Raw genomic sequence first — 25,297 nt, 5'->3', positions numbered from 1 at the left:
GACCTGCCGACGGTCTGCGGCGCCGCGCTTCGAATTTGTTGTCTGCTATTATCGTCTCCCCTGTTCCACAGGCGCGCCGTCACGACGTTCCACTTGTAACGCTCTGGGATGGCTTGCGATCCTGAGCCGGGCAAGAATTCGGCGTTTCACCTTCTCGCGTCGTGACGTTGATGTTGTTGATGTGAAGGTCTGGGATATAGGTGTCGGGGCTACGCAGCCTCGTGGGCGGCAACTCGGTGAATCCCTGATTATTTGAAGTGTCCGGAACTGCGCAGCTTCGCCAGCAGGATCATTGCGGTTCCGCGGTACTCAGCGCGCACATGCTCGCTCAACGGATACGATTCCCAAGCAGCCAGTTCGGCGACGAAATGAGAAGCGTCACCATTTACTGACGCGCATCTGAGGCGGCCACCCTTCTCGAGCACGACTATCGCCGCATCCGCTTCACCGTACCCTATTGCGGCCATCCGCTGAATGTTGGCGTCCCCATCGATGCGGACGTCGAACAAGACAGATCCCGCCGTTTTATCCGCAGCATCGGCCACCCTGTCGGAAAACGGTCGCTGTAAGCCATCGCTATCGGCGATCGATTGCTCAAACAGGACCATTTCAACGTGTCCAGCCACCATGCTGGCGACTAGTGCGCGGTCCGCTAAAATTGGCAATGGCCACGGCTGAACATCCGCATACCGCAGTCATCTTAGAATCACAGTATGGCCACGAGACGCGCGACAGCGTGCATCCTCCCCTATCGAATAGACGACGTGAACCTGGGATCAGGCTGAGGGGGATGCGTCCGGTCTGAGATCGTGGCGAGCACGAACAACGCGACAGCGAAAGCGAGAGGCGTCAGCAGAAGAGCGGCGCAAATCGGGTTGATCTTCCACATGCGATGACAATCTGCGCTGCGATTTAAACAAACCCGAACAAACATCGTTAACGCGGCCGAATCGAGCCGCGCAAGGATCAACTATGATTTCATGCTGTTACGGCGACCCCCGGCGCGGCGCTAGCGCGCCGCAGTGATTCGCAGCTCATCGATCCAGCCATTCAACAGGGCTGTGGTGTTGCGAACCGCTGCCTATCCCAGACGCTAGGTTTTTTTGCCCTCCTTCGTCATCGCCTTGCTCGTCACCATCCGGCGGCCTTCGCCTCGGCCTCGGTACAGAACCAGCGCTATTGCCTAGCCAGAGCGCCAGCCCGTGACAGGTGCGCGCAGCCGTACCCAGCGGCCAGCGCTGCTCATACTTCTGCATTGCTTCATTAGGCCAAGCCTTCCAGCCCGTGTAGGCAGGACGCCACTCGACTGCCGCGGTAGGATCGATTTCAATCCAGTCCAGTCTCATCGCGACATTGACGCGCTTACGTATCGCGACCAGCAGGAGCTTGGCCTTGCGTGGTGTCGCGATGAAGTGCCCTAGAAGCTCTTCACGTGGCCGCGCCGCAAGTTCTTAACGGGCACGTCGCGCCATGTCAGCGGATGGTCCGGGACCACCCGCAACGCCAGAAATTCCTCGATCAGGCGGCTGTTCTTGAATCTCGTGCTGTCATCATGAGCGAGCCACTTCACCGATGCCTTCAATCTCCTTTCGGCTGCTCCGAACGTCCCTGGCAAGGCAAGCACCCGGCGTTGTGACAACCGGCGCTTTTCGTATCTTGCGACCCTCGACAGCAGCCCGATAGGCTTCCTTGAAACCTCTCTCGTTCGGGGCAGGCAGCGGCACCAGGCGCCCATTGGCGCGGTAGCGCCAGCGCGTCTTCCCATGACGATCCTTATAGGAGGACACACCTGGGTATTCGTCTTTAAGACGCTGTTCCATGGCAGAACCAGGCTATTACCCTCGATGATTCCCTTTCAAGAGAAAGTCGACGATATTGTCGTCATCGTCGCCGGGCAGATCCGCGAACGCAGCCTCCAGTTTAAGGCGATCCCAGATCACACGAGTGTCGATTTTCTTTGGCTTTGGCATCCGCCCGTCCAAGACCATCTGGTCGAACTTTGTTACGCCTACGCCGACGTAGCGGGCAGCTTCATCCCGCGACAGGCCACGTGGGGGGTAGGAGAGGGTGTCGCTCTTCATCACCTTGATCCGCTAATCAGCTGTCCGAACGCGTGGCACTTTCTGTGAACGCGTTCGAAATAGCAGGCGCCCCACCAAGGGGAAAGCCCGATGTCCAGCTTTTGATTGCAGAAGGGCTACCCTGGCGTGCAAATAGGACGCTCCAGCCGCCTTTGAGCGATAATCGCAGCCCCTGGTCCATCGAGAACAATGTCTTGCCCGTAACGTAAATTGAAAGCAGGCCGGTGGCATATGGCCCTGCGTCAGTTTAATATATTAGTCCTGTCTAAGATTAGCCGGAGACCCTGAAAATGCAGCAGGCGAAACAAATCCTGGTGACAGGCGGCGCAGGTTTCCTGGGCTCATTTTTGTGCGAGCGGCTCCTTGCTGAGGGCCATCAGGTAGTTTGCGCAGATAACTTCTTCACAGGAAGCCGCAGAAACGTCTCTCATCTCCTCGATGACCGATCGTTCGAGATTATTCGTCATGACGTGACGTTTCCACTCTACGTAGAAGTTGACGAAATATACAATCTCGCCTGTCCGGCGAGCCCCGTCCACTATCAGTCCGACCCCGTCCAGACGACGAAGACCAGCGTTCATGGCGCGATCAATATGCTCGGACTGGCCAAGCGGGTTCGCGCACAGATTCTGCAGGCGTCCACCTCCGAAGTCTACGGCGACCCTGAAGTTCATCCGCAATTGGAAGACTATTGGGGCAGAGTGAACCCGATTGGCCCTCGTTCCTGCTATGACGAAGGCAAGCGATGTGCCGAGACTCTGTTTTTCGACTATTGGCGACAGCACAAGCTGAAGATCAAGGTAGCCCGTATGTTCAATACCTACGGTCCAAGGATGCGTCCCGACGACGGCCGGGTCGTTTCCAATTTCATCGTGCAGGCGCTGCAAAACAAGCCGATAACGGTCTATGGCACTGGCCAGCAGACGCGTTCATTCTGCTACGTCGAGGACCTCATCGACGGTCTGGTACGTCTTATGCAGACTGCCGACGACATCACCGGTCCTGTCAATCTCGGCAACCCGGCGGAATTCACGATGCTCGAGCTCGCAAATCTGGTGATCGAACTTACCGGAAGCCGATCGAAGATCAGATTTTCGCCGCTACCCGTCGACGATCCAAAGCAGCGGCAGCCCGATATCCGATATGCTTCCCGCGAACTCAAATGGAAGCCAAGAACTGCATTGCGTGCTGGCCTTGCCAAGACCATTGCGTATTTCGAGGACGTGGTTTCATCTGGGCACATTCGGCCCGCCGCAGCCGAATGAAGACGGTCCTGGTCACTGGCGGGGCCGGCTATATCGGGTCGCACTGCTGCAAGGCATTCGCCGAATCCGGATGGTCGGTTGTTGCCTTTGACAACCTTTCGCGCGGCTGGCGCGACGCGGTGAAATGGGGACCGTTGATCGAAGGCGATATTTCCGACGCGGCGGCTGTGGGGGCCGCCCTGGACCAGTATCGGCCGGACGCCGTGGCGCATTTCGCTGCCTACGCTTACGTTGGCGAGTCAGTCGAGCGGCCGGAGCTTTACTACCGAAACAACAGTTTCGGCACGTTGGTCCTGCTCGAGGAAATGCTGAAGGCCGGCCTGGACAAGCTGATCTTTTCGAGCACCTGCGCGACTTACGGGATTCCGACGCGGTCTCCGATAGACGAAACGCATCGGCAGTCGCCCATCAATCCCTACGGCTGGTCCAAATTCATCATAGAGAGAATGGTCGAGGATATCTCGCTTGCTCGTGGCCTCAATGCGGTCGTGCTTCGGTATTTCAATGCGGCCGGATGCGACCCCGACGGCGAAATCGGCGAAAAGCATGAACCGGAAACACATGTCATCCCGCTGGCCATAGAGGCGGCAGTGAGGCCAGGCCGCACCTTCGTCATCAACGGAGCCGATTTCGATACCCGCGACGGAACCGCCGTGCGGGACTACGTCCACGTCGTCGATCTCGCGCGCGCCCACGTCCTGGCAGGGGAGAAGCTTCTCCGGGACAAGGGCGTCCACGTCTACAACCTCGGAACCGGAGCCGGTACAACGGTGGCCGAACTGGTCGACGCCGTCAGACGGACTTCGGGGATACCGCTTCCGGTGGCTTACGGGCCGCGCAGGCCAGGCGACCCGCCAGCGCTTGTTGCCGCGGCGGGCAAGGCCGAGCGGGAACTCGGTTGGGTGCCCGAACAATCGGGCATCGACAGGATCGTCGAGACAGCACTGGCTTGGTATCGCAGCCGATTGGAAAAAATATAGCGCATGTGGGCTACCGCGCGGTCAGCAAGCGATCAAGTGCGCCAGCAACCGCGCCGAGCGAAAAATTTCCCTCTATCCGCTTTCGCGCCGCCTGTCCGAGGCGCTCTCGCATAATCGGATCGTCGTAAAGTTTCTTCAGCGCCTGTGCAATGGCCGCCGGCTCGTCCCTTGGAACAATGAGGCCGCCGGATGCCTCGCCGTTTGCCAAGATGTCGGGTAGCCCCTGTGCGTCGGTGGCAACGATCGGAAGGCCGCAGGCCATCGCCTCCAACGGCGCAACGGGCATACCTTCGGTGCGGGACGCTGTGACATAGGCATCCGCCGCCGAAAGCCAACGCCGTATTAAAGCCCGGTCCGTGGTGTAGTCGCAAAGCCATCTCGCATTGGGTAGAGCGGCCTCGCTCAACAGCCTGGCAAAAACGTCTCGGTCCTGCCCCGAGCCGATGATAACCAGTTCTGACGAAGCATCGCCCGAAAAGAGGGACCATGCGTTCAGGAGCACATCGAGCCCCTTCCGGCGAACGTCGATGCGTCCGTGGTTGACAACGATGAAATTCCCGCTCGCCAAACCGAGATCTTGCCGCGCCTGCCGACGCTCGATTGCTATCCACTCTCCGCAATCGATGGGGTTGGGGATATTTGCGATGTTGAGCGCCATGTGCGGGTAAGCTTTGGCGAGGCGTTCACGCTCCGCTGCCGATGCGACGATCAGGCCGCTGCAGGCACGGAGAGAAGCCTGCCTGGCGATCGCCTCTATCCAGGAGAGCGTCCGGTCGCCGCCCTGGAACGTTGCATAGAGCGGAATCCGCATACGGACTGCCAGCCAGGCAAGCGCATCGAACCGCGTATATTCATATTCCTGAACGAGAATTGCATCACATTGCGATCGGGCGAGCACCTTCCGGAATGCCGGGAGCGGCGTCGCGGACCAGCGCCGCAGACTGTGAGCCGCTGCGGAGTGACCTTGACGCGCACGCGCGCCGGGAACGATCCAGATCGGCGCGCCCGTGCCGGCATGGTAGTGGCATTCTATCTGCGAAGCATGCTCGGAAGCGCACACGATGACCGGCCTATGCCCGGCCAATTGCAGAGCGGAGGCGTAACCGAAAAGCCAGCCGCCAGTCATCTGTTCGACGAAATCCTTAAGCCGCAATCCTATCGGATCGAGGAATTCCTCCACGACGTCGCCCCATGGGAAGAGGGCGATGACGAGGGAAGAGCGGCGGCCCATCAAATGCCCCAAAAATTCATTTGCGCCAGGAAAAAGCCGTCTCCGTGCCGCGTGTCGAGCGTTGGTGCAGCACGTATCCGACAGCCGTTATCGGCGCCGCTAGAGCGTAAAGTATCTTGCGGCGACGGCGTCCGAAACGAGAAAATGCGATGTCGTGAAAGAGTGCCGTCACCGGGTTGATAAATGTGGCGCGGCGTTCCGGCGCACTGTCGAAGAGCGCTGCGAGTTCGGGATCCCGGTAGCCGCGCCGAACGTGACCCCATTCCTGCATCAGTTCGCTTTCATGCGGGCAATAGGGCTTCATGAAGCGGAAATAAGGGTAATGCCACTCCGCATGTGGCGTCGAGACAAGAACATACCCGCCTGGGCGCACGACCCTCAAGGCCTCTTGTGCGGCACTACGGTCATCCTCGATGTGTTCAAGCACGTCGAAGAGCGTCGCCACGTCGAAACTGTCATTCGCGAAGGGGAGGTCACAGGCATCGCCGCAGACGAAGGTCGACCTCGCCCAATCTGGCTGGTAGTTGCCCAACTCGGGATCGAGATCGAGGTTAACGACTTCAGCGTTCGGATAGAGGATACTTGCCATCCCGCTGCGCCCGCCTCCAATTTCCAGTATCCGGCCGGGCCCGTCGATTGCCGCGGGCGCGACGCGGTGAATTGCGCGCATCTTCTCACGGTAGAAAAGCCCGTCCGTCAGAGCGTTTGGAAACGGGTTCCGGGACAGAAATTGTCCGAGCGGGGCCTTGCTGATCATCGGTTTTGTTCCTCAGCCAGTTTGATGTTCGCCGTTTTCGCCAGCCGAAACGGACGAGGAATTGAAGACCAGCCAGCCAGCCTTCGACTTCTGCCGCGAGGATACTGGTCCTGCCGGGGGGGCCTTCGAAAAGCGCCTTGACGAATGTTCTCAAGAAATATGCGGGCAGCTGCTTCCAGATGCGATCGATGTTTCCGCGATCGCCAAAATTGTCATATTGCGTGACAAGAGCTGCGACGTGGCCCTTCATGTAGGCTCTTATTTGCCGCCTGAAGCCCGGCCAGTCGCGGCGATGATGATGGAAGACGACGGCGCGAGGTTCATACAGGCAAGTCCCTCCTGCGGCCAGCAGCCGGTACCATAGCTCCGAATCTTCGGAACATCCGGCAGCACCGGCGCCGAGGCGCTCGTCGAACGAGCCTACCCGATCGAAGGCCGATCGCCGGAAGGCCATGTTGGCTCCAGCGCCGATTTTCCAGACATGCGCTCCGCTTGGCCGGGTCTCTTCGAAAAAGCGGTGGTCGAAGAGAAGCGGCACGAAGGTGGACCCAAAACCGCCCATGTCGAACTGGAAACGGCGTTGGGCGATCGTATCGAGCCGGGCTGGCAGCACCAAGCCGGTCAGTGCCTCGATGTCCCGTTCTTCGAAGGCACGGGCGATTTCGGCAGTCCAGCCGGGATGGACCTCGACATCGTCGTCCGTGAACGCGATGATGTCTTGATGGCTTTCCCGGATGCCGGCGGTTCGGGCCACACTCAGTCCGGGGCGCGGCTCATGAACGTAACGGACGTCAGGGAATTGGACACATACCGGACGAGCGTTGGCGTCGCCGGAGTTATCGACGACGATGACCTCGCCAGGGGCGCTGCGTTGCCTTGCAATGCTTTGAAGGCACTCCGCCAGGGCGGGGCCGCGATCGCGCGTGCAAATTACGACTGAGATGTGCTGGGCCGACGCGGAAGACGCAGCCGCAAGGTCATCGAGGCGGTCGACAAGGTCCTCCGCACCGATCGCCGCGGTCAAAGACAGCGCGGATTTTGGCGATCCTTCATAGGTCGCCCGCAAGGGGGCTCCCAGTGGGATGCTGCGGGCAGCCAATTGTGCTGCCGAAAATTCCGCCGCGAACTGCCGCAGACTTGCCTCGCTGTAGGGCAATTCGTCAGGCACGGACGCTCGCATTCCCAGCGGCAAGTCCTTCCACCAGAAGATCGATAGCGAAGGGGTATCTCCCGCATCGGCGTCCGCATAGGGAGAGCCGAGATCGATTTGCCTGACACGGAAGGCGTCGCCATTCACTGGTACTGCTCCCGGATCCTCTGCACGCGGACACGTGAGCGATCATATTCGCCTGCCAGGCCGTAGATTCCGCCCCACAGCTCTGCAATGCCGAAACGAAAATCACGACCTTGAAGCTTGCGCGCGGCCCGTGCCAGCGCTTTCAGCCGATCGAAAAACCACCAGCAAACCATGGCACGGTGCCTTGCCTTGAGGTCTTCGTCGGTCCGATGGCTTTTGACCAGAAAGGCCATCATACCAAGTCCCCATGTCCAATATTGCCGTCTCAATTGGTCGATAGTCTCGCGATGCTCGTGGTAAACGGCATACTCGGGTTCATAAATCATGGGCCGGCCTGAACGCAGCACGCGATAGAAAATGTCGAGATCGCCACCGCCCGGCAGCGGTGCTCCGGTATCGAGCGCTTCGTCGAAACCGCCCAGCGATACGAGCAGCGTGCGGTCGAAAGCCATGTTGCAGCCGGCGCCGAGAATACCAGACCCTACCGGGTGCAGCGCATTGTCGAATCGGGTGTTGTGGAATTCGTTGCGCCTGAAGCCGCGGCCAAATCCGCCCCTTCGTTCGAAAAAGATCTGCGCCTCGGTGTCCAGGCGAAGCGGCAGCACCAAACCCGTAAAGCCACCGGCACCGGGATTGTCCCGGCAGGCTTTGGCAAGCCCGTCAAGCCAGTTGCGGTCGACGACCACGTCATCGTCAAGATAGGCAATCAGGCCACCGGTGGCCGAGTGAAGAGCGGCATTTCGTGCAAAATCAAGCCCGGGCCTCGGTTCCAATACATAGAGAACGTCCTTGAAGCCCCCGACTGCTTCGCGCGTGGACGAATCCACCGACGCATTGTCCACCACGACGACTTCGACGCTCGGAAAAGCGGTTCTGTGTCGGATGCTTTCGAGCGAAGCCAGCAACCTCGAAAGACGTTCGGCGCGGTCTTTCGTACATATCGCGATGGAGAGGCTCGGCAGGGGCAATTGCCCAACCGGTCTTCGGCGCAGCAATTCCTGATCCATCTTCTCAACCAGGATGCGATCGGCGAAACGTTCATCGGCAATGGATTTCAGTCGCTCCGCCGACAGCATCGCGGCGGAGGCGAGCGCGATCATCTCAAAGCCGACAAGCCGGCCCTGCCAGCGGGCAATGAGACCAACGCCGTCGTGCTCTGGCGCAAGCTCAATCGGGGCCAGCGGACTTGACAGTTCGATGTCGACAATCTTGTAGCCCATCGCCTTAGTTCGCACCCATGGCAACACGACCGTTTTGAAACTCGTGAAGTTTTGAAAAATGGCCCGCTCGCTTCAGAAGTTGATCCGGCGAACCAATCTCGACCACCCGTCCCTTGGACATCACGATGATCTGGTCAGCGGCCTGGACGGTGGACAGGCGATGCGCAATGACAACCACGGTGCGATCGTGCGAGTATTGCTCGAGGGCGATCTGGAACGCCTGTTCCGTCTCGCCGTCGAGCGCATTGGTGGCTTCGTCCAAAAGGAGAATGTCGGGCTTGCGAAGTATGGTCCGGGCCAGCGCGATCCGCTGCCTCTGGCCCCCCGACACGCGCATTCCCTGGTCGCCGATCTGCGTCTCGTAGCCCTCCGGAAGCGAGCGGATGAAATCGTCAGCCTTCGCAATGCGGGACGCTTGGCGCAGTTCGTGCTCACCGGCGTCGAAATCGCCGTAAGCGATGTTGGCCGCGATGGTGTCGTTGAACAGGTACACCTCCTGGGACATCAGCGACAGCCGCTTGCGCCAACTGCGCAACTCGAAACCTAAGAGCGGGATACCGTCGGCAAGGACTTCCCCCGACGTCGGGTCCATGAAGCGAAAGAGCAGGGCCATGACGGTCGACTTGCCGGCACCCGACTCGCCAACGATTGCCGTGGTCTTGCCGGCGGGGATACTGAAAGACACATCCTGCAGCGCCATAGGCTGATCGGGCGCATACCGAAAGCAGACATCGCGAAATTCGACGGCCGTCTTGAGTGCAGGCGCCGGCAGATAGCCTTGGCTGAGAAACGGCGTTTGCGTTGTGCGCAGGAACTCGTCCACATCGTCAATCGCGCCCGCAAGCCCGTCCAGCGCAATCTTCGACTGCAGCAATTCCCGTGTGGGCCCCTGGAGACGATAAAGCAGCGACAGGAAAGCGGCGAGAGCCGCGATTCCTATGCTTGCGGATTCGGCAATGAGAACCAGTGCACCGATCAGGATCGTGATCGAGATCTCCGAGACAGGCCCGGGGGTCGCCCAAAGCATGTCGAGCCTCAACAGACGACGCCTTACCCTGTCCGATGTATGAACGAACCGGTCATGCTCGTAGGATTCCTGTGCGAAGGCACGGATCAATTGCAATGAATTGATGCTTTCCCACATCCTGAGGCCGAACTGCTTGTTTTCCTCGACGACGGCCTTGCCGGTCTCGTCAGCGCGCCGGGTGGCCAGACGAATGGCCATTGCTCCGAAAAGCAGGAAAATCATCGAAAAAAAGGTCAATCGGATCGAGATCAATAGCATCAAGAAAACGAAGACGACGAATGTACAAAGGCAGATCATCAACCGGTAGGCCAGGCTCAGCCCTTGGCTGACCTTCCAGGTATTGTTGGCAATTGTCGTGATGATGTCCGTTCGTCTGTTCTCGACACGGTAGTCGATGCACGAACTTATCGTCTGATCGAAAACCCTGGATCGCAATCGGTGCGCGACGAGGCCGTCGACGTATCTGGTTACCCAGGTGTTGGCGAGATGGACCGCATTTTTGAGGACGATGCTGACGCAAAGCGCTCCGACCAGGAAGGCGGTTAGGTAATGATGCGGGATGGGCGACAGGATCCTGTCAAAGACGGGCTGCCATCTGCCGGGCTGAGGCGGCGAGGCTCCCAGGCTCTGCAGCAGGGGAATGAACAGAACGAGACCCGTACCTTCCAGAACCGCTGCGACCAGTCCAAGCCCCACCACGGTCGGCCCAGCCCAGGCTGGCGCCGCCGCCAGGCGAAAGAGCCGCCGCAAGCGCACCACCATTCTCACCAGATGCTCTCTGCGTAGTGGGGTTGGAACTCGGCGTTCTTGTTTCGCATCCCTTTCACTCGGATTTTGACCCACCGAGGGACCAGTCTGGCACGGCAATAAATGTCCATCATTCTTGGCAGGCGAGAAATCGCCGTCCCTGGCTCCATAAGGAAGAGTTTCTTCATCAGGCCATACGCTGCCGAAAGCCGCCCGGAGATCAAGGCTCGTACGGCGAGCCAATGCAGCATGTCGATCAGATGATCGTCGAGATCGTCCCCGAACTGCGGGTACTTCTGGCGAAACTCGGCAAGGACAATTTCACAAGAACGAAGCATCTGCATGACATCGCTCGACATGTTGGCGTTCGTCATCCGGTAACCCACGAGGTACTGAGGGACGACGCGAAACTCGTACCTTTCGGCTATTCTGAGGCACATCAGCAGGTCCTCGCAGCCTTGTGCGTTCCTGGCCCTCAAGGAAGGGTCGAAGCCTCCCGCTCGCTCGAACGCGGCGCGTCGGACCAGCATTGAACTTCCGTTGCCAACAAAATTCGTCCTGCACATGCGTTGGAGCACGCGACCCTCGGCATCGGGCCGGTTATGCAATGAGAATACCCGGCCGTCGCCGTCTATATCGGCGAACCAGCAATATGCCAGGCCTGCCGAAGAGCCGCCTTGCTGTAAGGTGCACATCTGAAGCGCGATTTTGGATGGGGCCCAAAGATCGTCGGCGTCCACAAACGCCAGGAACTCCGCATCGGTGGAAGCAACTCCACGATTGCGCGCATTCGCAACGCCGCCGTTCGACTGCGTTATCAGGCGGATACGGCTATCCTGTTCAGCATAGGAGGCCACAATCGAGGCAGAAAGGTCCGTCGACCCGTCGTCGACGACGACAATGTCCAGCGCCTGGTATTGTTGCCCGCAGATGCTGTTCAGGGTCGCGCGAATCGTTCGTTCCGCATTGAACATCGGCACCACGACGCCCACCGTGGCATTGTCTTTGATCATGGGCCTCTGTTGTCTCCGCAAACAGTTGGCTAGACAGGCATTGTAACCGGGCGCCCGGCGAGCCTCTCCGCGACACGCACCCCCTGGCCTCGATGGCTCTGCCGACTACGCCGTCGTGCGGGAACCTGGAAGTGTGAGTCACGGCGGCATGCTGCACTGCAACACAAATTACACCGCAATGCGCAATATTGCTAATTTAATCATCTCTAAAGTCCGGTTTGCAGGATCAGTTTTTCTTACGGCCCGAAACAGCGCTTGAACCAGCGCGCGCCGTTACCGCGAACGCCGCCGTCCGGCGCGGCGTCCCGCCCACCGCTAAGCTGAGATTGGCTGTTCAAGAGGCGGGCGTCTTACTACGCAGCCTTAAACCTGACCGGGATCCTGATGAGGTACTGGCGCGTCTTCACGAGCCAACCTCAGCGACCGACATAAAGCTCCGACCTGGCTTGCAACGCCAATGCGCGACGGGGAAGAGATCGGCAGGGCTGCAATAAGAGACAGGACTCACCCGCAGCCGCACTCAAGCCGCGACGATTAGCCGAGAGAGGAGGAGAAGGCGCTACTGGTTATCTGCCTATCCTGCGGCCGAAGGCGATCCCTATGTGGCTGTGTGGACTGGCGTCATTCGAATAGACGAGTAGGGTTCGCCACGGAACCGCATCAAGCAAACCCGCCGCGTGGCCACCGTTTCTGCGCGAGAAACGCGTGCTCCAGGGGGCAGCGAGGTGCGGGGCCTGCACCTAGGAGAGAAGGCTCGATCCGGCCAAGCTGTCCGCGTGGCTAGAAGCGCGGAAACATCTGAGAGCGCTGCGTTCGCCCGAACGAGCCGAACCATCGGATGGCCATCCACCCCCGGATGACGGTGATCCTGGCGTCGCCCTGCGTGACCCTATGAAGGATCGGCGTTGGTTCACATCGAGTTCCTGAGATCGTTCCGCGGACCTATGTCACGCAATGTCATTCACGATTCCTATCCGGCGATAGATGAAAGCTTCGTCCCCTGCGGCATTGGCGACGTTGCGCCGGGTTTCATCGACCAGCGCAGCCATGCGCGCGTGTGCCTCCGACTTGATGCAGACCGGATCTGTCGCAGCGGCATCGCCGACAATCGCCAACGCCTGACATCTGCAGCCCCCCCAATCGATCTCACGCCGCTCGCAGCTTCGGCATGGCTCCTGCATCCATTCGGTGCCGCGAAAGGCATTGAATGCGGGTGAAGCGGCCCAGATGTCGGCCAGCGGTTTCGCTCCAAAACGTTCGAAGCGAAGCGAAGGAATCGTCTGCGCGGCGTGGCACGGCAATACAGTACCGTCCGGGGTAACCACTAACGCGTCGCGCGCCCAACCGCCCATGCATGGCTTGGGATATGTGGCGAAATAATCCGGCGTGACAAAATCGATGTTCATAATGCCGGCGAGCCTTTCGCGCGCGGCTGCGACGATGTCCGCCTGCCGGTCTATCGCGCCACATTCGGGCATCAGCATATCGCGATTGGCCAGCGCCCAGCCGGCATACTGCACGTTGGCGATCTCGAGCCGATCGGCGCCCAAGGAAAGAGCCAGATCGATGAATTCGGGTACCTCCTCGATGTTGTGACGATGGATCGGTGCGTTGATGGTGAGTGGCAGCCCGGCCGCGCGGGCGCGGTGTGCCGTCTTCAGCTTCTTTTCGTGGCTGCCGCTGTGGTTGGCGACACGGTCGGTGGTCGGCTGACGGGCACCCTGAAAGCTCAGTTGCAGGTGGTCGAGACCGGCATCGGCAAAGGCTTCAATACGGCCTTCGGCAATGCCAACACCAGCGGTGATGAGGTTGGTGTAGATACCGCGCGACGAAAGCGCGGCGATCAGTTGCTCAAGGTCGCGGCGAAGCGTCGGCTCGCCGCCGGACAGGTGCACCTGGAGAACGCCCAGATCGGCGGCCTGCGAGAACAGATCGAGCCAGGTCCGCGTGTCGAGCTCCCGATTGGCCTTCAGCAATTCGAGCGGATTGGAGCAGTAAGGGCATTGCAGCGGACAGCGATGCGTCAGTTCCGCCAACATGCCGATCGGAGGCAGGAGAGGCTCGCTCATAGTTTCACCAGAAGGTTGTCCGACCATTCCTGCAGGAAGGCGACGACGTCGGCCGCTACCGCATCCTGACCGGCGTCATAGTCGGCCGCAAGGTCGGCGATGATGTGGCCGACCGTGGATCTCCCGTCGCAGCGGCGCAAGATGTCGAGGCTGACCTCGTCCGGCCAGAAGACTTTCTCCGGCGAAAGCACGGCGAAGGCCCGCCGCACAGGGTCGTACTGGATGCGAACATGCTTCGGCAGTGACGGCGCCGATCGCAACGACACGATGGCTCTTTCGCGCAGTCCCGTCATGAGGCCGCCTCCGGGCGGAAGGCGCCGGGCGGTATGTTTCCAGGCGCGCCATAGGCATGCTGAAGTGCGTCGAGCATCGCCCACAATATGTGGCATTTGAACACCAGCGCATCGATCGCCTGCTGCTGACGTTCGGCCGTGTCGGCATGTTCTAGCACGTAGGCGAGCGCGAAGTCCGCGTCGCGTGATGCCTGTTCGGGCCGCCAGCTGAAATAGGCCAGCGTGTCTTGCGTAATGTAGTCGTATCTGGCCAGCATCGCCGGCACTCGTTCGCCGATGATGCGGGGCGAGAACATCTCCGTGAGCGACGATGCGACCGCCTCGAGCAGCGTACGGTTGGTGCAGAAGGAAAGGTAGGCGCCCACCGCGAAACGGGTCGCCGGCAGCGCCAGACGCTCGCTCCTGACCGCTTCGGCGTCGAGCCCCAGTGCGGTGGCCAGATGCAGCCAGCGCGCGATGCCGCCGCTCCAGCCGTCGTCGCCGTCATGATCCTCGATGCGTTTGCGCCACGCGGCGCGAAACGCCGGATCTTCGGCACGCGCCAGGATCATGGCGTCCTTGCGCGGAATGACGGCCTGGTAGCAATAACGGTTGAGCGCCCAGGCCTGCATTTCGGCTTTCGACAGAGCGCCACTGGTCATACTGTGATGGAAAGGATGTCGGTTGTGATAACGTTCTTCACCGACCTGCCGCAGCACGGCTTCGAACTCGCTCCTGGACAGGCCATCTTTCGCAGCCTCGTGGAAATCGCTCAAAATTCCATCTCCATCCCATCGCTGGCGACTTCCCAACCAGCCACTCTGACCGCCGCGTGTTCGGCGGAATTCTCGTCGAGAACAGGATTGGTGTTGTTGATATGGATGAAGATACGACGGCCGATTTTCACATCGGCTAAGCCGGCAATCGAGCCCTCCTCTCCAGACATTGCGATGTGCCCCATGCGCGCGCCGGTTTTCTGGCCGACGCGGGCAATAATCATCTCGTCGTCCGTGTAGACGGTGCCGTCGAACAGAAGGCAGGCGGCATCAGCAACACGAGTGCGCAGGGCGGCATCGATGCGCGCGCAGCCCGGAATGTAGAAGATGGCGCCGCACCTGCCGGTCGCAGTGATGCGGACTCCGATTGTGTCACCCGGGTCGGAACTGAAATCGGCGCTGGGACCGGCCTTTTGCTCGAGGTAGAGCGCGATCTTCCCAGGTACGGGAAAGCTGTCGACCACAACGCCAGTTTCGCGGCCATACGCGTCGCGTATCGCCAGTTCGCCCGTTGGCCCCAGCAGGCGCCGAGATACGATCGACGGATCGAGAACGTTGAAAATCGAATTCGCCTCCAGCGTCTCCAGCACCTGTGCTGTTCCATAGATTGCGAAAGGCTGTCGTTCACGCAGGCTGAGCAGGCCGGCGACATGGTCCACGTCGGCGTTGGTCAGCACCACGGCGCGGATAGGCGTCGAGCGCGGCGGCGCATCGGCTGGCGGCTGCAGTTCAGGCGTTTGCGCAATCTGTTGGCGAATGTCGGGCGACGCATTGAAGAGAACCCAGCCTGCCCCGTCACCCGACACGGCAATGGATGATTGGGTTCGTGGACGAACGCCGGGCATCCCGCTGCGAGCCGCGCGGCTCAAACGATAATTGCAATTCCACTGCGGAAAGCCGCCTCCCGCCGCCGATCCGATGATCTTCACGAGCATACCATCGCTCCGAAGCCCTATGGAACTAGCAGGACGTTCTCAAAAGCACCCGCGTCCAATTTTCCTACGGACAAGGCATTGCATGCCGCCGTTGAAGGGCACATGCAATTTGCAGCCTACTTCTTGGGCGGATTTTCTGCGGGCAGGTATCGCGAAATCTCTAAACCGGCGGAGACCTGACACATGGTCGGTTTCTTCCAGATCTTCTTCATCGCGTTCTCCTCTTGCGCCAGCCGAACGGGCCGGTCACGCTATCGATGCCATTACCTGACAATGGGCACTCTTGGAGGCTACAACGTGTTGCAGCTTCAGTTGTTCCTTCATCACCAGCCCGGTTTTCGAATGAACCAGCCTTAACTTTCCTCGAACAGGCGTGAAATGTCGAGCCGCAACCGGTAATCCGATTGTCAATATGAATGCGGTCACGCCTCGTGCGTTTCATAGTGATGCATGCCAAGGGCCCGAGCTAGTCGGGCGGCTGGCATCGGTCCCTGCCAAAGAATCGCGCAATGCGCGTGTCAAAGCTTCAGGCCGGGTGGCCAGATTTCAAGCGCGCCGTAATCGCGCGTTGCCACCGTGTCGTAGTGACCGGTCAAAGCACCGTCGACCGACCGGTGCCGAGAAGGAGCATCCCCACGCTTCATGATCGTTCCTGATAGAGTTGAAACGCTTGCAATGCTAGACCAGCTGGGCGCAGGCCCGCCGGTAGCCGCAAGCGAGAAGCGGTGAGAGCAGGCGTGCCGCTCAGGGGACCGGCTGCGACTTGGGAAAGAGCGCGGCCAAGGAACAATCGGAATTTCCAGCAGTTGGGGTCGGGTCGGTCCTCCCTCTACCGGTCCAAGGCATGGAGCCCGCCCCAAATGCGGAAATGGGGCGGGCTCACTTTGTTGGAATCCAGGAACATTCCTTTGTCCAAAATATTAGGGTCGCTTCCATCCTGGAGCGCACATGCCGATTATTGACGTCCCACTTGGCTTGCCCGCCTTGGGCCGAATGAGGCTGGCGCTGACATTTCTCGTGCTGCTCGCTTTGGTCGCGCCCGGGCTTGGCGAGCCCCAGACGATGGTGATCGGCTATCTCGGCGAACAGCGCAAACCGCCTCTGCCGCTCGGGCCACTGGACGAGGTCGTCACCGACGACGGCCTGCAAGGTGCCCGGCTCGGCATCGCCGACAATGCCAGCACCGGCCGCTTTCTCGGTCAGCAATTCCGGTTGCAGGAAATCACCCTCAAGCCCGGCGAGATGCCAGCCGAAGCGGTCAAGGAATTCGCGGCCGCCGGCATCAGCTTCCTCATCGCCGATCTCGATGCCGCCCGTTTGCTGCAGGCGAGCGACGCTCCAGGCGCCGAGAGGATGACGCTGTTCAACAGTCGCGCTCCTGACGAGCGGCTACGCCAGGAGGATTGCCGCAAGAACGTGCTGCACACCGTTCCGAGCCGCGCGATGCTCGCTGACGGGCTGGCGCAATATCTCGTCTGGAAGCGCTGGCAGCACTGGTTCCTGCTGGTCGGGGCGCATCCCGAGGACCAGGCGATGGCGGTTGCCTTTCGACGCGCGGCGACGCGTTTCGGAGCAGAGATCACCATCGACCAGCCCTGGACGTTCAGGCCCGCCAACGGGCGCGCCGATACCGGACATGTCACGCTGCAGACCGAGATTCCCGCTGCCACGCAGGTCAGCGACTATGATGTGCTCGTCGTTGCCGACGAGGCGGACGAGTTTGGCGCCTATCTCGAAGGCCGAACCGCATTTCCGCGGCCGGTCGCCGGGACGCAGGGTCTGGTCGCGACCGGCTGGAGCGCGGTCAACGAAGAGTGGGGTGCCACGCAACTCCAGGATCGCTTCCACAAGCAGGCCGGGCGCTGGATGCTGCCCAGCGACTACGCCGCCTGGCTCGCCGTGCGAAGCATCGGCGAGGCGGCAACGCGCCTGCACAGCCTCGATCCGATTGCGATCGGAAAGTATCTCCGCAGCAACGATTTCCTGCTCGCCGGATTCAAAGGACAGGGTCTGAGCTTCCGGCCATGGGACGGCCAGATGCGGCAACCCGTCCTCATAGCCGGACCGCGACTGCTCGTCTCCAGTTCGCCGCAGCCGGGTTTCCTGCACCAGCGCACGCCGCTCGACACGCTGGGCATCGACCTGGAGGAAAGCGCATGCAGGTTCTGATCGCGATCCTGCTTTCGATGTCCATCGTGGCCGGACCTGCCGCCGCCGAGACGATCTACGTATCGAACGAGCAGGACAACACGGTGGCGGTGGTGGATGGCGCCAGTATGAACCTGTCCACGACCATCAATGTCGGAAGGCGCCCGCGCGGAATGGCGCTTTCGGCAGACAAGAAAGTGCTCTTCGTTGCTGTTGGCGACGACAACCGGATCGACGTTCTCGATCTCGCCAAACGGCAGGTGACCGGCCAACTCCCCTCGGGAGCCGATCCGGAGTTTTTTGTCGTGCATCCCGACGGCAAACGGCTGTTCGTCGCCAATGAGAACGACAATCTGGTCTCGGTGGTCGATGTCGCGTCCGCCAAGGTTATTGGTACGGTCGACGTCGGCGTCGAACCCGAGGGCATGGCGGTCAGTGCCGACGGCCGCTACGTTGCCTGCACCTCGGAGACCACCAGCATGGTGCATCTCATAGATGCCGGCACGCTCGACCTCGTCGACAATCTCTTGGTCGACACCCGCCCGCGCGCTGCGGCGTTCTCGCCGGATGGAAAGCAGCTTTGGGTGTCTTCCGAAATACGCGGAACGGTAACCGTCTTCGACACCACGTCTCGTGCTGAGACCGGCAAAGTCGAGTTCGAGGTCCCCGGCATCCGCCGCGAGGGCGTCCAGGCGGTCGGCATCGAAATGGCACACGACGGCGCCACTGCCTATGTCGCGCTCGGTCCGGCCAACCGGGTTGCAGAGGTCGACACCAAGACGCTGGCGGTGCGCCGCCTCTATCTCGTCGGCCAGCGGCCGTGGCACTTGGCGCTGTCCGATGACCAGAAGCGCCTGGTCAGCGCTAATGGCAATTCCGGCGACATCTCGTTCATCGATCTGGAGAATGAGGAGGTGGTGAAGTCGGTGCCGGTGGGACGCGGCCCCTGGGGAGTGGTGATCGGTCCATGAAGGCGCTGTCGCTCGAGGGCCTCGGACACAGCTTCGGAGAGCGGCGGGTCCTCGATGCCGTGTCGTTCTCGGTCGCTGAAGGCGGAATGTGCGTACTGCTTGGACGCAACGGAGCCGGCAAGACGACGTTGTTCTCGCTGGTCACCGGCCTCTATCATGCCCGATCCGGCCAGATCGATGTGTTCGGCCACTCCATGCGGACCGATCCGGCCGCCGCACTTGCCCAGATGGGCGTGGTCTTCCAGCAGCAGACGCTCGACCTCGACCTCACCGCTGCCGAAAATCTGCGCTATCACGCCTCACTGCATGGGCTGGAGACCGGCATCAGCGAAACGAGATTGCGCGAGGAACTCGACCGGCTGGAGGTCCTCGACAGGTGCGACGAGCCGGTCCGTTCGCTATCGGGCGGTCAGCGGCGGCGCGTCGAAATCGCTCGTGCGCTGATGCACCGGCCGCGTATCCTGCTGCTCGATGAACCGACGACCGGGCTCGACGTGCCTGGGCGCCGGGCGATCGAGCAGCACGTACGCGCGCTATGCCGCGAACGAGGTATTGCTGTTCTCTGGGCGACGCATTTCCTGGAAGAGGTGTCGGCCGGCGACGACCTGGTGGTGCTGCACAAGGGCAGGCTGCGCTGGGCCGGCGGCGCCGGCCGCGTCGCCGCGGATCTTGCGGTCGGCAGCCTGGCCGATGCATTCGATCTGCTGACGGAGACGGCATGAAGACACGTCACGCGCTGCGGGCGCTGTTGGGAATCCTGCGCAGGGAGATGTTGCGAACGCTTCGGCAGCGCGGCCGGCTGCTCTCGGCGATCATACGGCCTTTGGTCTGGCTCGCCATCTTCGCCGCCGGCTTCCGCTCGGTGCTTGGCCTGTCAATCACGCCGCCCTATCAGACCTACGTGCTCTACGAGGTCTATGTCGTCCCCGGGCTGGCCGCCATGATGCTGCTCTTCCATGCCATGGCAAGCTCGCTGGCGATGGTCTATGACCGTGAGACGGGCAGCATGCGCCTGTTGCTGACCGCGCCGCTTCCACGCTGGTATCTGCTTGCCGCGCGGCTGCTGGCGAGCGTCATCGTCGGTCTGCCGCTGGTCTATCTGTTCTTGCTGATCGCGCGTTATTGGGACGTGCGCCCGCCGGTTCTAGGCTACCTCGCCGTGTTTCCGGCGCTGGTCCTGTCAGGCCTGATGCTGGGCGCGTTCGGGTTGCTGGTATCGTCAGTTTCGACGCAGATGGAGAACTTCGCCGGCGTGATGAACTTCGTCATCTTCCCGACGTTCTTCGCCTCGACGGCGCTTTATCCGATATGGCGGCTCGCCGAAGCAGGGCCGGTGCTGGCTACGATCGCCGCATGGAACCCGTTCAGTTCGGCGGTCGAACTGATACGCTTCACTCTCTATCTGCGCTTCGATCTCGTTTCCGCCCTTGTCGTTCTCGCCTGCCTCGTCGTGTTTTTCCTGGCGGCGGTGGTCGGCTACGACCCCGGCCGCGGCCTGTGGTCCCGGCGCGGCGGCGAGGGCTGATCATTACAGGGCGTAGAGGTAGGCAGCGATATCACGCGCCTGCTGCTCTGTGATCCCCGTCGATGGCATGGCCGTGTGCGGATTGATCTCCCTGGCCGCTCGTATCCAGCGGATCAGGTTCTCCGGATTGTTCGCCAGCACGCCGGCGATAAAGACCCGGTCGGCAAGGCTGGAATCGAGGCGCGGACCAACCTGGCCTTGTGCCCCCGGCACGCCGGGGATCGTATGGCATCCAGAGCAGCCGTTCGCGATCATGATCGGAATGGCGCGCGCTTCCAAGCCGCCGGTCGCCATGTCCGATTCGTGGCGAACACGATCGCGCCGGTCGGACCACAAGGTCGCTGCGGCGACTACCGCGGTCAGCAGCAGGATCGCGGCGAGCGCGCCGCCCACCATCCTAGCCGGGCCGGAGCGCATGGCTTGCCTCCCTGATTCCGCTCTTACTTATCCAAAGGCCGGCAAGCAGCAAGGCGGCTCCGCCATAGATCAGGCCAGCCGGAACCCACATCACCAGTCCGGCGAGCTGCTGGTCCTCGATCGGGGTTAGACCCCAGAGCGCCGCGCCGGCGGCATTCTGCGGGTACCAGAGTCTGGGCGACAACAGCAGCAGCACGCCGAGCAGACCGGTGTGCAGTGACGTGAAGAAGAGATGCATGACCGCGCTGCCATAGGCCTGCTGGTGGCCGGAACGCGGCAGAATCCCCCACCAGAACAGCAGGGCTGTGCCGAGGAAGCTCGCATGCTGGGCGTAGTGCAGCACGCCCTGCTGAAGCGCTGTCTCGAACAGGACGGGAACGTGCCAGATCCAGATCGCGATGCCGTGGATGGCGGTTGCGTTGAGGGGGCGGCTGGCAACGGTCCAGATCGCATGAAGAGCCTGCCGTGCGTGAGCCTTCCCGTCCCTCGGCGAAGTCCGGTCGGCAATGCCCATATCAGGGCTGCGCCGGGGCAGGCGGCGACAAGGAGTGGCGCCGCTACCGCCATCAGCAGTTCATGCTCGATCATGTGGGCGGCAAACACCCGTTCGCCAAGCGCATGGATCGGGCTGACCAGCGCTCCGGTCAGCACGCCCCAGCCGGCGGTGAAGAAAAGCGCCACCACCGGCATCACGGCCAGGAAGCATTCTACGACAACGGCCATCGCTCGTGGCGGCACCGTCACCACCGACGGACACCGTCGTCGTCACCAGTTCGATGCACCGTCACCACCACAATCGGCCTGTCGTCATCCAGCAGGACGACTGATCGCTCTGCGATCCGGCTCCATGCGTCAAGGCGAGGAGCCGGATCAACCGTGTCGAAGAGGAAACACTCCGGCGGCCGGTTCACATCAAACCCCGACCCGCAAGAACACAAGGGCTCCGCCTTAGCAGGCTCTCAAGCAGGCGGATGCCAATCTGGTCGACACGCAGGGCGCTACCAGCGGGCTGAGGATCTCTTCAGGTCAGGATTCGGCACGAACCAAGCCTCCGACGGAGCCACCAACCTCGCAGCCGGGCGGGAGCGGCTATGTGATGGCGGAAACTCAACTCAATCAAGCGAAGGCGAACCTCGCCACTGCCCAGGCACGTCTGGGCTACGCCACGACAAAGTCGCCGCACGACGATATCCTGATCACACGCAACGTCGAGCCTGGAGCGGCGCTGCTCGTTCTCGCGCCGGCCGGAGACATGCAACCGGTGCTGCAGATGGATGAGAAAAATCTGGGGCCTCCTGAACTGGGACAGGGCGCGCGCGGGTTTTTTGTGTTTGAGCGTGGTGGCCGGTGTTTCTCCCTCTGACGTCCCTCCTCACTCCTGACCGTCACGACCCTTGGGGCGTTTTTTTGGCGGTTGATGGAACAAGGATCGTGAGCATCCGTTCGGGTCGGCTCGTAGCTCTCCGAAAGGCTCTCTGTCATGACCACACATCGCATCTTCGCTGCCGTAGCATTCGCAGCCGGCATCATTGCCAGCAGCCAGGCACTCGCCAAAAGCGATTCAGATTTTCTGACCGACACCATCAAAGGCGACAATTCCGAAGTCGCTCTTGGTACCCTTGCCAGGCAAAAGGGCGACAGCAAAGGCGTCAAGGCATTCGGCCAAACGCTCGTAAAAGACCATGGCAAGGCCAAGAAGCAGGCACTGGCGGTCGGCAAGAAACTGGGTGTTGCTGAAACCGACGATCTCACCGACGAAGCGACGGCCGAGATGACGAAGCTGAACGGACTTTCGGGGGCGGCTTTCGATCAGGAGTTTACAACCTACATGGTGTCAGACCACCAGAAGGATATCGCCGAGTTCCAGGATGAGGTGAAGACCGGCAGCAGCAAGGTCGCTAAGCTCGCCAAGAAGACCTTGCCGACACTTGAGAAGCACTTGAAAATGGCGCAGTCGCTGGCCAAACGGTGATGAGCGAAGTCCGGCGTCGAAAGTCGGACGATCGAGCTGGAATACTACGACCGGCCGACACTCTGGTTTCATTGGCTGACGGTGGTTTTCGTCGTCCTGTTGTTCGGTACTTCGCTGGTATGGAACTACCTCACGCCGCGTGACCGAACTTGGCGCCCCTGTTGGAGGGCACTCATGTCTCACTCGGGATCCTGTTCGCCGTCCTAATTCTAGTCCGGATCGTCTGGCGGCTGACAGGAGGCCGGCAATTGACGCCAGAGGTGGACTTTCGGGAACGCTCTCCCAGCTGATGTACATCGTCCTATATGTTTTCCTTGCCGCAGAGAGCATGCTGGGCTTCGTATTGCCCGCTCAGTCGACACTGGGGCGACACCAGCGTGCGCGGGCATGCCATCCGGGAACCGGCGTCATCAACAACGAGCTCTATACCGGTGTGCTGATTTGGAACCGCCTGCACTTCGTTAAGGATCCCGCCACCGGTAAGCGCGTCTCACGGGCCAATCCGCCAGCCAAATGGATCCGCACCGAGGTGCCGCATCTCAGGATGGTGGGGGACGAACTGTGGCAGGCCGGGAAGGAGAGACAGAAATCCGTCGCCAGCCAGTTCGAGGCGGTGGCGATCGGCACGCGCAAGGCCCGGGCGAGGAAACAGCACACCATGAGGCGTCCGGTCTCTCTGCTTTCCGGCTTGCTCACCTGCGGCCGCTGCGGCGGGCGCTATGTCCTGTTCACACGCGACCGCTATGCGTGTCTCAACCATCAGCGCCGGGGTATCTGCGACAACGGCCGCACAATCGCCCGCAAGAAGATTGAGCAACGGGTCCTCGCGGGCCTGAAGGAAAGGCTCGTCTCGGCCGAGGCCGTGGCCGAGGCGATCAGAGCCTATGCGCAGGAGACCAACCGCCTCAACCAAGAGCGTCGCGCGCAAGGCGAACAAGACCGTAAGGCGCTCGACAGATCGAGCGCGCCATCGCGGGCATCATGGCCGCGATCGAGGATGGCCTTTGCCAACCTGCGATGAAGGCGAGAATGGAAGACCTGGAGAGGCAGAAGGCGGAGATCACCGCGCGTCTGGCGTCGGCGCCCACTGACGTGCCCGACCTGCATCCCAATATCGCCACTCTCTACCGCAAGCGGGTCGAGCAACTCACGCAAGCACTCGCCGATCACGAGGACGGACGTCCAGCCGCCGAGGCGGTGCGCTCGCTGATCGGAGAGATCGTGCTCACGCCAGGCGACAAGCGAGGCGAGGTTCATGCTGAGCTACGTGGCGAGCTGTTCGGCATTCTCGAACTCGCGAAATCTGACCCAAATGACCAGGCCGACGATGTTATGACAAAAGGGGTTGCGGGTTCCCGCAACCATAATCATTAACCGTCTCGATCTGATGGAGGCGGCTTTTTTGTTTGACGGGCACCAATCCGCGCGGCGCGGCAGAGGGTGGATGCAGCACACTCGATGGGAGTGCTGGAGCAAATCCTCCTTAATCCTGATCATATCCTGCTGCCTTGAAGTAGTTTTGGCACTCGGGCTGCTGACGTCGAAACGTATAGGCGCAAGTCTTTTGCTTTTTGTACTCTGAAGGTGCATAGATGGCAGTCTGGAATTGATACTAGCATGCCCTCAACAGGCTCGCAGAACTGCGGTGCTTGCTTCGTTTTTCAACTTTTCAAGTCGGGATCGGCATATTGATTCAATCCGATCGATAAGATCCGAGACGCGCTCTGCGAGCCATTGAAGTGCTTCATTCGTGATCTCGAAATGTCGCGAGTAGCGCGCTTTGACATAAGCCTCATTGAGAACGTTGAACCAGGCGACGAAGCGCTGTTGGTCACGAGGCCATGCTTCGGCAAGTTCCTGGACCTGATCCTCGGCAAGGCTCCGAAGAAATTTCAAGTTGTGAGAGGCAGGGCTGTAGTTCGTCAGGACTAGCAACAATGCCGCGTACGCTTGCTCGATGGATTGATGAAGGAGAAACGCCGCTTCCTTGTAGTCCTTTTCATTCCGGTAGAATGTTGCACCCTTCGCGAACTTCCTTGCATGAGGGATACGGTCCTCCAAATGTTCAGTCGCCACTCGAAAGGCCTCGACGGGTTGTACCGGTGTCGGGTCTGCCAGCGGCTCGTCGTCAAGCTCGTAGAGCACGATTCCTTCGCGGCGAATGTCGACGAAGAAGTACTGGCCTTCCTTAAGCGCCGAGTTCACTTCCCGGCGCGAGTGCACGATGAAACTAACGGGCGTATTGATCTCACGCATCAAACGGTCGGCTGCAGGCTGCCAATAGCTGGCGAAGTCGGTCAGCTTTCGATTGTTGACCACCACCAGCAGATCGAAATCGGAACGGTAGCCCTTCTTGGTATGCGGCTCGTCGACCCAGCCGCCGCGGGCATAGGATCCAAAGAGTATGATCTTCAGAATGCGCCCGCGCTTCTTGAAATCGGCGGTTCCTCCTCTCACAGCGTCGTCGAACTCCCCAAGCAGTAGCTCGACTGCCTTTTTGAGCTCACGCTGCTTCGGGTGAGGAAGGTGGTCGATGCTGGATTTCATGAACAATGATCTACCGCCCATATGGCATTGATAGGCAAGGCCAAGCT

At 60.8% G+C, this 25,297-nt stretch carries 26 protein-coding genes and 2 pseudogenes; 10 read left to right on the top strand and 18 right to left on the bottom strand.

Translation table 11 applies throughout. The features are described 5' to 3' along the window. Positions 1-248 precede the first annotated feature (248 nt). The 3 genes from FJW04_RS23615 to FJW04_RS23605 form a co-directional block, all read right to left on the bottom strand. Entirely contained in the window at positions 249-608 is a 360-nt protein-coding gene (locus tag FJW04_RS23615) for a hypothetical protein (protein ID WP_246673979.1), read from the bottom strand. 809 nt (positions 609-1,417) lie between these two features. Then, on the bottom strand, positions 1,418-1,582 hold the full coding sequence (locus tag FJW04_RS30475) for a hypothetical protein (RefSeq protein WP_224720459.1): 165 nt from the start codon (positions 1,580-1,582) through the stop codon (positions 1,418-1,420). A gap of 253 nt (positions 1,583-1,835) precedes the next feature. Further along, entirely contained in the window at positions 1,836-2,081 is a 246-nt protein-coding gene (locus tag FJW04_RS23605) for a hypothetical protein (protein WP_140663761.1), read from the bottom strand. Between the two features lie 290 nt (positions 2,082-2,371). On the opposite strand from FJW04_RS23605, the gene FJW04_RS23600 reads away from it, so the two are divergent. Further along, positions 2,372-3,346, top strand: a complete 975-nt coding sequence (locus FJW04_RS23600) for a UDP-glucuronic acid decarboxylase family protein (RefSeq protein ID WP_140717032.1) — start codon at positions 2,372-2,374, stop codon at positions 3,344-3,346. After that, the gene (galE, locus tag FJW04_RS23595; RefSeq protein WP_140717030.1) at positions 3,343-4,326 is read left to right on the top strand and encodes a UDP-glucose 4-epimerase GalE; all 984 of its coding nucleotides are present in this window, start codon (positions 3,343-3,345) and stop codon (positions 4,324-4,326) included. Before FJW04_RS23600 ends, galE begins: the two co-directional genes overlap by 4 nt. 10 nt (positions 4,327-4,336) lie before the next feature. Here galE and FJW04_RS23590 read toward each other — a convergent pair whose 3' ends face one another. The 11 genes from FJW04_RS23590 to FJW04_RS23540 form a co-directional block, all read right to left on the bottom strand. Beyond that, a complete protein-coding gene (locus FJW04_RS23590) occupies positions 4,337-5,557 on the bottom strand; it encodes a glycosyltransferase family 4 protein (protein WP_140717028.1) in 1,221 nt (406 codons plus the stop codon). A gap of 16 nt (positions 5,558-5,573) precedes the next feature. Further along, complete coding sequence (locus FJW04_RS23585) at positions 5,574-6,314, bottom strand: class I SAM-dependent methyltransferase (protein WP_140717026.1); 741 nt, start codon at positions 6,312-6,314, stop codon at positions 5,574-5,576. Further along, the gene (locus FJW04_RS23580) at positions 6,232-7,611 is read right to left on the bottom strand and encodes a glycosyltransferase (protein ID WP_140717024.1); all 1,380 of its coding nucleotides are present in this window, start codon (positions 7,609-7,611) and stop codon (positions 6,232-6,234) included. The genes FJW04_RS23585 and FJW04_RS23580 overlap by 83 nt, the downstream gene beginning before the upstream one ends. After that, positions 7,608-8,831 carry a glycosyltransferase gene (locus FJW04_RS23575; protein WP_140717022.1) on the bottom strand — a complete coding sequence of 408 codons (1,224 nt, stop codon included), beginning with the start codon at positions 8,829-8,831 and terminating at the stop codon, positions 7,608-7,610. The genes FJW04_RS23580 and FJW04_RS23575 overlap by 4 nt, the downstream gene beginning before the upstream one ends. 4 nt (positions 8,832-8,835) lie before the next feature. Further along, positions 8,836-10,701, bottom strand: coding sequence for an ABC transporter ATP-binding protein (locus tag FJW04_RS23570; RefSeq protein WP_246673977.1), 1,866 nt, complete (start codon positions 10,699-10,701; stop codon positions 8,836-8,838). Next, positions 10,623-11,618 carry a glycosyltransferase family A protein gene (locus tag FJW04_RS23565; RefSeq protein WP_140620300.1) on the bottom strand — a complete coding sequence of 332 codons (996 nt, stop codon included), beginning with the start codon at positions 11,616-11,618 and terminating at the stop codon, positions 10,623-10,625. The genes FJW04_RS23570 and FJW04_RS23565 overlap by 79 nt, the downstream gene beginning before the upstream one ends. 947 nt (positions 11,619-12,565) lie before the next feature. Continuing rightward, positions 12,566-13,687, bottom strand: coding sequence for a pyrroloquinoline quinone biosynthesis protein PqqE (gene pqqE / locus FJW04_RS23560; RefSeq protein ID WP_140717020.1), 1,122 nt, complete (start codon positions 13,685-13,687; stop codon positions 12,566-12,568). Continuing rightward, positions 13,684-13,980, bottom strand: a complete 297-nt coding sequence (gene pqqD / locus FJW04_RS23555) for a pyrroloquinoline quinone biosynthesis peptide chaperone PqqD (RefSeq protein ID WP_140717018.1) — start codon at positions 13,978-13,980, stop codon at positions 13,684-13,686. Before pqqD ends, pqqE begins: the two co-directional genes overlap by 4 nt. Then, positions 13,977-14,735: a pyrroloquinoline-quinone synthase PqqC gene (gene pqqC / locus FJW04_RS23550; protein WP_140717016.1), complete on the bottom strand. Its 759-nt coding sequence runs from the start codon at positions 14,733-14,735 to the stop codon at positions 13,977-13,979. Before pqqC ends, pqqD begins: the two co-directional genes overlap by 4 nt. Beyond that, complete coding sequence (pqqB, locus tag FJW04_RS23545; RefSeq protein ID WP_140717014.1) at positions 14,732-15,670, bottom strand: pyrroloquinoline quinone biosynthesis protein PqqB; 939 nt, start codon at positions 15,668-15,670, stop codon at positions 14,732-14,734. The genes pqqC and pqqB overlap by 4 nt, the downstream gene beginning before the upstream one ends. Positions 15,671-15,786: 116 nt before the next feature. Beyond that, a complete protein-coding gene (locus FJW04_RS23540; protein ID WP_140717012.1) occupies positions 15,787-15,882 on the bottom strand; it encodes a pyrroloquinoline quinone precursor peptide PqqA in 96 nt (31 codons plus the stop codon). Between the two features lie 736 nt (positions 15,883-16,618). Here FJW04_RS23540 and FJW04_RS23535 point away from each other — a divergent pair. From FJW04_RS23535 to FJW04_RS23520, 4 genes are read left to right on the top strand one after another with little or no spacing between them, the layout of a single operon-like run. Continuing rightward, a complete protein-coding gene (locus tag FJW04_RS23535; RefSeq protein ID WP_140717010.1) occupies positions 16,619-17,839 on the top strand; it encodes an ABC transporter substrate-binding protein in 1,221 nt (406 codons plus the stop codon). Continuing rightward, positions 17,827-18,789 carry a PQQ-dependent catabolism-associated beta-propeller protein gene (locus FJW04_RS23530; RefSeq protein ID WP_140663736.1) on the top strand — a complete coding sequence of 321 codons (963 nt, stop codon included), beginning with the start codon at positions 17,827-17,829 and terminating at the stop codon, positions 18,787-18,789. The genes FJW04_RS23535 and FJW04_RS23530 overlap by 13 nt, the downstream gene beginning before the upstream one ends. Continuing rightward, positions 18,786-19,511, top strand: a complete 726-nt coding sequence (locus tag FJW04_RS23525; RefSeq protein ID WP_140663735.1) for an ABC transporter ATP-binding protein — start codon at positions 18,786-18,788, stop codon at positions 19,509-19,511. Before FJW04_RS23530 ends, FJW04_RS23525 begins: the two co-directional genes overlap by 4 nt. Then, positions 19,508-20,314: an ABC transporter permease gene (locus FJW04_RS23520; RefSeq protein ID WP_140663733.1), complete on the top strand. Its 807-nt coding sequence runs from the start codon at positions 19,508-19,510 to the stop codon at positions 20,312-20,314. Before FJW04_RS23525 ends, FJW04_RS23520 begins: the two co-directional genes overlap by 4 nt. A gap of 3 nt (positions 20,315-20,317) precedes the next feature. Here the strand turns inward: FJW04_RS23520 and FJW04_RS23515 are convergent, their stop codons facing one another. From FJW04_RS23515 to FJW04_RS30615, 3 genes and pseudogenes are all read right to left on the bottom strand, one after another. Further along, positions 20,318-20,731 (bottom strand): c-type cytochrome, encoded by a 414-nt coding sequence (locus FJW04_RS23515; RefSeq protein ID WP_140717008.1) that lies wholly within the window; start codon positions 20,729-20,731, stop codon positions 20,318-20,320. After that, positions 20,712-21,245 carry a cytochrome c oxidase assembly protein gene (locus FJW04_RS23510; RefSeq protein ID WP_281405552.1) on the bottom strand — a complete coding sequence of 178 codons (534 nt, stop codon included), beginning with the start codon at positions 21,243-21,245 and terminating at the stop codon, positions 20,712-20,714. The genes FJW04_RS23515 and FJW04_RS23510 overlap by 20 nt, the downstream gene beginning before the upstream one ends. A 65-nt stretch (positions 21,246-21,310) precedes the next feature. Beyond that, positions 21,311-21,421, bottom strand: a pseudogene (locus FJW04_RS30615) (hypothetical protein); the annotation flags it as partial. Positions 21,422-21,797: 376 nt separating this feature from the next. Between FJW04_RS30615 and FJW04_RS23505 the strand changes: the two are divergent. The 4 genes and pseudogenes from FJW04_RS23505 to FJW04_RS30170 all read left to right on the top strand — a co-directional run. After that, positions 21,798-22,046 (top strand): annotated as a pseudogene (locus tag FJW04_RS23505) (efflux RND transporter periplasmic adaptor subunit); the annotation flags it as partial. Between the two features lie 165 nt (positions 22,047-22,211). After that, positions 22,212-22,703, top strand: a complete 492-nt coding sequence (locus FJW04_RS23500; RefSeq protein ID WP_140717006.1) for a DUF4142 domain-containing protein — start codon at positions 22,212-22,214, stop codon at positions 22,701-22,703. Between the two features lie 328 nt (positions 22,704-23,031). Then, complete coding sequence (locus FJW04_RS30175; protein ID WP_210241321.1) at positions 23,032-23,724, top strand: recombinase zinc beta ribbon domain-containing protein; 693 nt, start codon at positions 23,032-23,034, stop codon at positions 23,722-23,724. Beyond that, positions 23,685-24,077 carry a DNA resolvase gene (locus FJW04_RS30170; protein WP_210241320.1) on the top strand — a complete coding sequence of 131 codons (393 nt, stop codon included), beginning with the start codon at positions 23,685-23,687 and terminating at the stop codon, positions 24,075-24,077. The genes FJW04_RS30175 and FJW04_RS30170 overlap by 40 nt, the downstream gene beginning before the upstream one ends. Before the next feature lie 249 nt (positions 24,078-24,326). Here FJW04_RS30170 and FJW04_RS23490 read toward each other — a convergent pair whose 3' ends face one another. Further along, positions 24,327-25,250 (bottom strand): nucleotidyltransferase and HEPN domain-containing protein, encoded by a 924-nt coding sequence (locus FJW04_RS23490; protein ID WP_140717004.1) that lies wholly within the window; start codon positions 25,248-25,250, stop codon positions 24,327-24,329. Between the last annotated feature and the right edge of the window lie 47 nt (positions 25,251-25,297).

Origin of the sequence: Mesorhizobium sp. B2-7-3 (genome assembly GCF_006440715.1) — a bacterium.
Taxonomy (GTDB): Bacteria; Pseudomonadota; Alphaproteobacteria; order Rhizobiales; family Rhizobiaceae; genus Mesorhizobium; species Mesorhizobium australicum.
The sequence above is the reverse complement of the archived record's forward strand: the minus strand, read 5'-3'. Positions and strand labels throughout refer to the sequence as shown.